Source organism: Agromyces humi, assembly GCF_009720255.1.
GTDB classification, from domain to species: domain Bacteria; phylum Actinomycetota; class Actinomycetes; order Actinomycetales; family Microbacteriaceae; genus Agromyces; species Agromyces humi.
This window is the reverse complement of record NZ_WJSP02000176.1, coordinates 1-7562: the sequence shown is the minus strand read 5'-3', so window position 1 is coordinate 7562 and position 7562 is coordinate 1. Positions and strand designations below refer to the sequence as shown.

General features: G+C 70.2%; 10 protein-coding genes. 5 read left to right on the top strand and 5 right to left on the bottom strand.

Translation table 11 applies throughout. The annotated features are described in order from the left end of the window. On the bottom strand, positions 1 to 1558 hold a 1558-nt coding region (locus GH736_RS13785), incomplete at its 3' end, for an ABC transporter ATP-binding protein (protein ID WP_159604220.1). 45 nt (positions 1559 to 1603) lie between these two features. Between GH736_RS13785 and GH736_RS25525 the strand changes: the two genes are divergently transcribed. From GH736_RS25525 to GH736_RS13775, 3 genes are all read left to right on the top strand, one after another. Then, on the top strand, positions 1604 to 1729 hold the full coding sequence (locus tag GH736_RS25525) for a hypothetical protein (RefSeq protein ID WP_268891242.1): 126 nt from the start codon (positions 1604 to 1606) through the stop codon (positions 1727 to 1729). Between the two features lie 35 nt (positions 1730 to 1764). After that, positions 1765 to 1932 carry a hypothetical protein gene (locus tag GH736_RS13780; protein WP_159604218.1) on the top strand — a complete coding sequence of 56 codons (168 nt, stop codon included), beginning with the start codon at positions 1765 to 1767 and terminating at the stop codon, positions 1930 to 1932. 78 nt (positions 1933 to 2010) lie between these two features. After that, positions 2011 to 2613: a dienelactone hydrolase family protein gene (locus GH736_RS13775; RefSeq protein ID WP_159604216.1), complete on the top strand. Its 603-nt coding sequence runs from the start codon at positions 2011 to 2013 to the stop codon at positions 2611 to 2613. A gap of 11 nt (positions 2614 to 2624) precedes the next feature. On the opposite strand, the gene GH736_RS13770 is transcribed toward GH736_RS13775, so the two are convergent. The 4 genes from GH736_RS13770 to GH736_RS13755 all read right to left on the bottom strand — a co-directional run bounded on the left by GH736_RS13770 (position 2625) and on the right by GH736_RS13755 (position 5640). Continuing rightward, complete coding sequence (locus tag GH736_RS13770) at positions 2625 to 3518, bottom strand: TerC family protein (protein ID WP_159604214.1); 894 nt, start codon at positions 3516 to 3518, stop codon at positions 2625 to 2627. A 20-nt stretch (positions 3519 to 3538) separates the two neighbouring features. Beyond that, on the bottom strand, positions 3539 to 4075 hold the full coding sequence (locus GH736_RS13765) for a hypothetical protein (RefSeq protein WP_159604212.1): 537 nt from the start codon (positions 4073 to 4075) through the stop codon (positions 3539 to 3541). A 120-nt stretch (positions 4076 to 4195) separates the two neighbouring features. After that, a complete protein-coding gene (locus GH736_RS13760) occupies positions 4196 to 4732 on the bottom strand; it encodes a dihydrofolate reductase family protein (protein WP_159604210.1) in 537 nt (178 codons plus the stop codon). Between the two features lie 41 nt (positions 4733 to 4773). Then, complete coding sequence (locus GH736_RS13755; RefSeq protein WP_159604208.1) at positions 4774 to 5640, bottom strand: alpha/beta fold hydrolase; 867 nt, start codon at positions 5638 to 5640, stop codon at positions 4774 to 4776. 151 nt (positions 5641 to 5791) lie between these two features. Here GH736_RS13755 and GH736_RS13750 point away from each other — a divergent pair, with 151 nt between their 5' ends. Further along, positions 5792 to 6370 carry a hypothetical protein gene (locus tag GH736_RS13750; RefSeq protein ID WP_159604206.1) on the top strand — a complete coding sequence of 193 codons (579 nt, stop codon included), beginning with the start codon at positions 5792 to 5794 and terminating at the stop codon, positions 6368 to 6370. Positions 6371 to 6486: 116 nt separating this feature from the next. Continuing rightward, a partial coding sequence (locus GH736_RS13745; protein WP_159604204.1) for a signal peptidase I occupies positions 6487 to 7562 on the top strand: 1076 nt, incomplete at its 3' end.

The window sequence follows — 7562 nt, the reverse complement described above, 5'->3', positions numbered from 1 at the left end:
CGAGCGCGCTCGTGGCCTCGTCGAGCAGCAGCACCCGCGGGTCGCGCACGAGGGCCCGCGCGATCGAGAGTCGCTGGCGCTGGCCGCCCGAGAGCCGGGCGCCGCGTTCGCCGACGACGGTGTCCCACCCCTCGGGCTGCGCCTCGACGATCTCGAGGGCATTCGCGTCGCGGAGGGCGGCGAGCACGCGCTCGTCGCTCACCTCGCCGAGGCCGTAGGCGATGTTCTCGCGGATGGTGCCCTCGAACAGCACCGACTCCTGCGGCACCACCGACACGAACCGGCGGAACGTGCGGAGGTCGAGCTCCTCCATGTCGACGCCGTCGAGCAGCACCCGGCCGCGCGTCGGACGGAGGAACCCCAGCACGAGGTTGAGCAGCGTGGACTTGCCCGATCCCGACGAGCCGACGAACGCGACCGTCTCGCCCTCGCGGATGTCGAGCGTCACGTCGTCGAGTGCGGGCGGGATGCCGAGGTCGTAGCGGTACTCGACGTGGTCGAGGCCGAGTTCGCCGCGCACCTCGCGCACCGGGCGCTTGCCCTCGTTGAACTCGAGGTCGGGCTCCTGCACGACCTCGGCGATCGACCGGATCGACTCCGTGCCGCGCGCGATCACGGGCAGCAGCATGAGGAGGTTCGTCGCCGCGCCGGTGAGCAACGCGAAGTAGGAGCTGAGCAGCACGACCTGGCCCGGGGTGATGGGGATGAGCCCGGTGATGGAGATCCAGGCGGCGAGCACGAGGCATCCGACGCCCAGCAGTTGCAGGCTGACCCAGGACAGCGACGCGAAGCGGCCGTTGAGCAGGTCGAGCTGGAACCCGGCGCTGCGCACGCCTTCGGCGCCGCGGGCGACGCGGGTGACGGCGGTCTGCTCGAGGCCGTGCGCCCGGGTGATGGGCATGAGCGTCGCCATCTCGCCGACGCGGGCGGAGAACTGCTCGACCTCGCGGCGGAAGGTCTCGTTGCGGGCGGCGCTGCGCCGGTTGAGGATGGCGCGCAGCAGCACGGCGAGCGGGATCGCGAGCGCGTAGACGGGCAGGAAGGCGGGCACGTTGATGGCCGTCATCACGATCGCGCCGAGCAGCACCATCGTGGCCGAGAGCAGCGGATGCGTCGTCTGCTGCAGCATGACCTCGACGTTCTCGACGTCGCGCACGACCTTCGTCTGCACGACGGCCGAGTTCGCGCGGGAGTGGAAGCCGATCGACAGCGACTGGAGTCGCGAGGCGAGCGCATTGCGCAGGTCGGCGCCGATGGAGCGCACGGCGCCCATGAAGAGCCGCGTGTACATGACGTGGTTGGGGTAGTTCTGCAGGAGCGCGACGAGGGCGACGCCCGCCCAGAGCCACAGGGTCGACATGGGGCCGCCGTCGACGACGACGTCGATGATGCCAGCGGTCACGACCGGGAGCAGCCAGAGGGGCGTGTCCTTGAGCGCGAAGAAGCCGACGGCCGTGAGCACGCGGCCCCGGTGGAGGTCGAGGAGGCGGAACACCGAACGGAGCGGATGTCGCCCGTCGATCGCCCGCTCGATCTGGGAAAGCGTTTGCCCGGTCATCCTCCCATTGTGCCGCCGATCAGGTCTGCTCGCTACGCTGGACCGATGTCGTTCGATCCCCGCAGCATCCCGGTCGATCCCTCCGCAGCGGCCGCGCTGGCGAGGAACGGACTCGACTACCGGCTGCTCGACCCGGCCGAGGCAGCAGCACCGACCAGTACGTGTTCGTGAGGCCGACCTGCGGTTGTACACCTCGATCTTGCGTCGTGCCCGGCTGGATCGGCCTCGATCGCGCGCACCGGCAGTTCGCCGCGCTCAGTCCCGAGCAGCAGCGCGCGGCCGGGCCGCTCATCCCACCGCAGGAGGTCGCGGATCGGGTGCTGCACCTGCTCGATCATGGACACGCCGGGGAGATCATCGAACTGCTGGAGTGAGCGCTCGTCGACTGCCGTCGCGGGCGAAGACCGTGCGATCGATGGAGTCGATCGCCAGACCGAAGGGAGCACCACCACATGACCGAGATCCTGCTCTTCCACCACGCACTGGGTCCCACCGAGGGACTGCGCGCGTTCGCCGACGAGCTGCGCGGGGCGGGCCACACGGTGCACACTCCCGACCTCTTCGAAGGGCGCACCTTCGACACGATCGAGGCGGGCGTCGGCTACGCCCGCGAGGTCGGCTGGGACGAGATCATGGCCCGCGGCCAGCGGGCGGCGGAGTCGTTGACGACCGAGCTCGTCTACGGCGGCTTCTCACTCGGCGTCATCCCGGCGCAGCAGCTCGCCCAGACCCGCGCCGGCGCGAAGGGCGCACTGTTCTTCTACTCCTGCCTGCCGCCCGCGGAGTTCGGCGGGTGGCCGGCCGGTCTCCCCGCGCAGATCCACGGAGCGGACGCCGACCCCATCTTCATGGACGAGGGCGACGTCGACGCCGCTCGTGAGCTCGTGGCCTCCGCCGACGACGCCGAGCTCTTCCTCTACCCGGGCGACCAGCACTACTTCGCGGACTCCAGCTTGCCGAGCTACGACGCGGCTGCGACCGAACTGCTCACGCGGCGGGTGCTCGAGTTCCTCGCGCGCGTGGGCTACAACTCGCGGCGGGCGGCCGACGGCTGATCGCTCACGGCTCAGCCGAGCCCGGCACGCTCCTCCGCGGCATCCGTGGCGCCCGCGACCGGATGCCGGGACAGGCCGACCGAGCCTGCGTTGGCATCCGCCGACAGCGCCGCCGACACGGCGATCGACTCGTCGACGTCGGGGTACTGGGGTCGCAGCTGCACGGCGTGCTGCCGTCGCTGCTCGCGCTTCGCCTTGCGCGCGGAGGCGACGAGGTTCAACGCCTCGACGAGGATGGCGAACGCCATCGGCGCGTAGATGAGCGCCTTGTCGATCTTGATGCCGAAGCCCTCGGCGATGAGGAACACGCCGATGAGCAGCAGGAACGACAGCGCGAGCATCTTGACGGTCGGATGCCGGTTCACGAACGTGAAGATGAAGCGCGACGCGAACAGCATGATCCCGAACGAGAGCACGACCACGGTGATGATGACGAGGAGGTTCTCGGTCATGCCGACCGCCGTGATGACCGAGTCGAGCGAGAAGACGATGTCGAGCAGCAGGATCTGGATGAGGACCGACCCGAACGTGATGCGCTTGGGCGCGGCACCGTGCTCCTCCTCGGCGCCCTCCAGCTTGTGGTGGATCTCGGTGACCGCCTTGTAGACGAGGAACAGGCCACCCGCGATGAGGATGAAGTCCTTGATCGAGAAGCCCATCCCGAACCAGACGACGACGTCCTCCTTCAGCGTGATGATCCAGCCGGCGAAGAACACGAGCACGACCCGGATGACCATGGCCAGCGTCAGGCCGAGGTTGCGCGCCCGGGCCTGCTGCTCGGTGGGGAGCTTCGACGCGAGGATCGAGATGAAGATGACGTTGTCGACGCCGAGCACGATCTCGAGCACGAACAGCGTGACGAAGACGGCGATGAGATCGGGCGTGAAGGCGAGTGAGAAGTCCACCCGCTCATGCTAGGTGCAGGTCACTGCTCCAGCGACGCCAGCCACTTCTTCATCGCCCCGCCCGAGATGCCGTGCTTCATGTGCCCCTTGCCCAGGCCCGCGGCGGCGATGATCTGCTCGGCGGAGCATCCGCCCGTCTCGTCGAGCGTGTAGGCGACCACGCCGGTCGCGTCGACGAAGCCGGCACCGCTGGTCGACCAGTAGTGGTTGGGCTTCAGCGTGGTCGGCTTGTGGTTGCGCATCGGCTTGGACGGCTTCCCGTCGGACTTGGCCTTGGCCTTCGCTGAGTCGCCCTTGGTCTTGAGGTCGGCCGGACCCGCCGTGAACGTGGTGTCGGCGCACACGTCGGATGCGTCGGACACGCCATCGCCGTCGGCGTCGCCCTCGGCCGACGCGCCCGCCTCGCCCGACGAGCCCGCCACGACGAGGCGGAACGCGAGATCGTCACTCGTGACGACCTGCTCGGCGTGGGCAGGCGCCGAAGCGCCCAGGGCGAGGATGGCGGCCACGGCGACGCCGAAGGTGACACCGAGTGGGGAGATGTGGGCGCGTCGCATGATCGTGGACACTCCGTCCGACGGCCCTCGGGTGGGCCGACAACCGCAGGGTACGCCCGATGCCGCTGCGCCGCGTTCCCCCGAACGCGGCTCACGCACGACCGGAAGGCGCCTGGTCGCTCAGTTCGCCGACGACGCCGGCGCGTATCTCGCGGCGATGATGCCCGAATCGGTCGACTCCACGCCGAGCAGCTTCAGGCCGACCGGATGCGGCGTGGTCAGCCGCTGCCCGTCGGTGCCGACCATGAACGGGTGGATGCCGGCGCGGATCTCGTCCACCAGACCGGCGTCGACGAGGGCGGCCGCCAGCCCGCCGTAGCCGTGCGAGATGATCGACCCGTACTGCTCGCGCAGGCCGCGCACCGCCTCGGCGACATCGCCCTCGATGAGCGTCGCGTTCCAGTCGAGCGGACCAGTGAGCGTCGTCGACGCGACGTACTTGGGCAGCGCGTTGTAGTGCGCTGCGAAGCCGCGGTCGTCGGTCTGCTTCGGCCAGTACTCGCGGAAGAACTCGTAGCTCTCGCGGCCGAGCAGCACCGCGTCGGCCCCGAAGACGAGTTCGTCGGAAGCTCGCTGCAGCCCCGGGTCGTTCTCATCGAACCAGTGCTCCATCTGGTCGAAGACCCCGTCGAGCGTCATTTCGAATGAGATCGTCACGGTTCCCATGCGGTCCAGCCTGCCGCGTCGGGCTCCGGATGTCACGGGGTGCCGGTGATCGCATCGACCACCGCGGGCCACGCGGCCGGGGGCAGCTCGTGGCCGCCGCCGGGGATCGTCACGAGCCGGGACCCGCGGATATCGCGCGCCAGCGCCTCCCCGTTGCCGATCGGGAACACCGGGTCGGCGGTGCCGTGGACCACGGTCGTCGGAACCCGGATCCCGCCCAGGCGCTCCCTCCAGCGCGGAGCCTCCTCGATGACCTCCGGCCCGCCCTCGTCGCGGTGCATGCCGGGCGAACGGCGCACGGTGTCGGCCCAGATCGCGCGGTCGTGCGCCTCGTCGAACTCGACGCCGGCATAGTCGCGGTCGACGTCGACGTGGTGCTGGATCACCGCCTCGGGGTCGCTCCAGTCGGGCTCGGGCAGCGGGCTCGCCCACGTCGCTCGCATACGGTCGGTGGCGCCGGGCAGGTCGGCGTCGGCCTCGAACATCGTCGGGGAGGTCGACACCAGGGTGAGCGCGCGCAGCCGGTCGGGGTGGTCGAGCGCCACGAGCTGGGCGACCCATCCGCCCGCCGAGAACCCCACCCAGTGCGCGTCGCTCGCTCCGGCGGCGTCGAGCACCGCGAGCGCATCGTCGACGGCCACCGGCAGCCCGTCACGGCGAGTGCCGGGCGGACCGAGCGTCGTCTCGCCCATGCCACGCTGGTCGTAGCGCAGCACGCGGAAGCCGCGCGTCGCGATCAGGTCGCAGAACTCGGGCCGCCACCAGTCCATCGACGATTCGCCACCGGCGACGAGCAGCACGACGGGATGCGCCGGCTCGCCGATCACCTCAACGGCGATCTCCGCGCCGTCCGGTCGCGCGACGCGCAGCGATCGGCGTGCGGCATCCGTTCGCGTCATGGCCACCAGCATGCTCGGTTCACGGATGCCGCGCCACGCCACGATCCGGCTGGACCGCCCGCCCGCTCAGGGGAGTACGCTGTGGTCCAGCCGCTGGGGGGCGGTGCCGGCCGATGCCGTCTCGGCGCGGTCGCGGACTGGGGGGTACGCGATGACTGACGAAACCACCACGCCACGGGGACCCGACACCGGATCGCGCGGGCGAAGTGCGAGATTCTGGATCCTGGCGATCATCATCGGGCTCGCGATCATCGTCGCGGGCGTGCTGATCTACCAGGCCTCGTACTCGGCGTTCACGGCGCAGACCGAAACCGGCTCGAGCTCGTTCTCCTCGGGCACCGTGGAGATCACGAACGACAAGGCGGGCCAGTCCGTCTTCCTCCTCGATGACCTCGCTCCAGGTGCCACCGGATCGGCCGACGTCACGGTCACCTACACCGGATCGCTCGATGCCGAGGTGCGGCTCTACGCCGAGACGACCGGCGCGACGCAGAGCCTGGCCGACAACCTCCGGCTCACGATCACGCCGGCTCCCGCGTCGAGCGACGGGCCGTGGACGGGGACGCTCGCGGAGTTCCAGACGCTCACCGATTACGCGGGCGGCATCCTGCCGGTCACCGTGGCGGAAGGCGAGCAGGTCGTCTACACCGTCGCATACGAGGTCCTTCCCGAGGCGCAGCAGGCTGAGTCGGCCGACGTGACCTTCGTGTGGGAGGCGCAGAACAACTGAGCCAGGACGCACGATCGGCGGAGGTCGCGAACGCCGCGGGGTGGCGCCGGATACCGATCGAGGAGCTTCCGTGGCCCGTGCTCATCCGCGTCGCCCTGTGCCGTGGCGTCGCGTGCATGATCGTCACCCTGGCGCTCGCCGCGTTCCTGCCGCGACCGTTCGGGTTCGAGGGCACGACGGTGCTCTCCGGCTCGATGCGACCAGCCATCCAGCCCGGCGACATCGCCCTGGTGCAACCGCTCGACCGGTACGAGCGAGGGCAGGTCATCCTCTTCCCGAACCCCGCGCACCCGGAGCAACGGCTCCTCCATCGCATCGTCGACATCGGGCCCGACGGCGACCTCGTGACCAAGGGGGATGCGAACGAGGTGGCCGACTCGACGCCGGTCGATCCCGAGTCGGTCATCGGCGTCGGCCGGGTGCTGGTGCCGTCGATCGGCCTCCCGATCGCGTGGGCGTCGGCGGGATGGTGGCTCCTCGTCATCGCCGCCGTCGTCCTCGGGGCGGCACTCATCCGCGGCAGCCTGGCGATCGAGTACTTCCCGCGCATGCGCAAGGGGCCGCTCGGGCGGCTCGTCCTCGAGAGCTCCGCGACCATCGGGTCGCTGGTCCTCGCCGTCGTCGTGGTCATCCTCGGGGTCGATCGGGGGTCGTACGCGGCATTCGCCGGCCGCACCACCACGGCCGGCGCATGGACCATGGCAGGCTCCGACGGCCCGTCCACGTGCGCGGTCACCCGATGGACCTACAACACCTGGCCCGGGGCCGGGATCGCGAACTTCTGGGTGCAGAATCGCGGCGGCGCCGGCGTGCCCGGCATGTGGACGCTGCAATGGCGGTTCGTCGACGACCAGCAGCTCACCAGCGCTTCGCTCGCCTTCGACTGGGAGCAGGTCGGGCAGGACGTCACCTACGTCGCGTGGGACTGGGCCTCCATCCCGGTCGGCGAGGAGGAGCAGGGACAGGTGCAGGTCGCGACCGCGTCATCCTCGTACGGGATCCCGGTCGAGTTCCGCCTGAACGGCGTCCCGTGCGACTACGTTCCCGCCACGGCGGGTGCCCCCGGGGCGGGAGAGACGGCCGAGGTCGTGGAGGTGTCCTCGAACGTGATGTCGATGTCCTCGTCGGAGTTCGTGACGTTGACGGCGCCGCGGCGGCCGTTCAGTTTCTCGTCGGAGACGATGATGTCGTC

Coding starts and splice junctions, on each gene's coding strand:
- GH736_RS13750 (WP_159604206.1), top strand. CDS start 5,792: ATGACTGACGAAACCACCACGCCACGGGGACCCGACACCGGATCGCGC.
- GH736_RS25525 (WP_268891242.1), top strand. CDS start 1,604: ATGTCGTTCGATCCCCGCAGCATCCCGGTCGATCCCTCCGCAGCGGCC.
- GH736_RS13775 (WP_159604216.1), top strand. CDS start 2,011: ATGACCGAGATCCTGCTCTTCCACCACGCACTGGGTCCCACCGAGGGA.
- GH736_RS13765 (WP_159604212.1), bottom strand. CDS start 4,075: ATGCGACGCGCCCACATCTCCCCACTCGGTGTCACCTTCGGCGTCGCC.
- GH736_RS13755 (WP_159604208.1), bottom strand. CDS start 5,640: ATGACGCGAACGGATGCCGCACGCCGATCGCTGCGCGTCGCGCGACCG.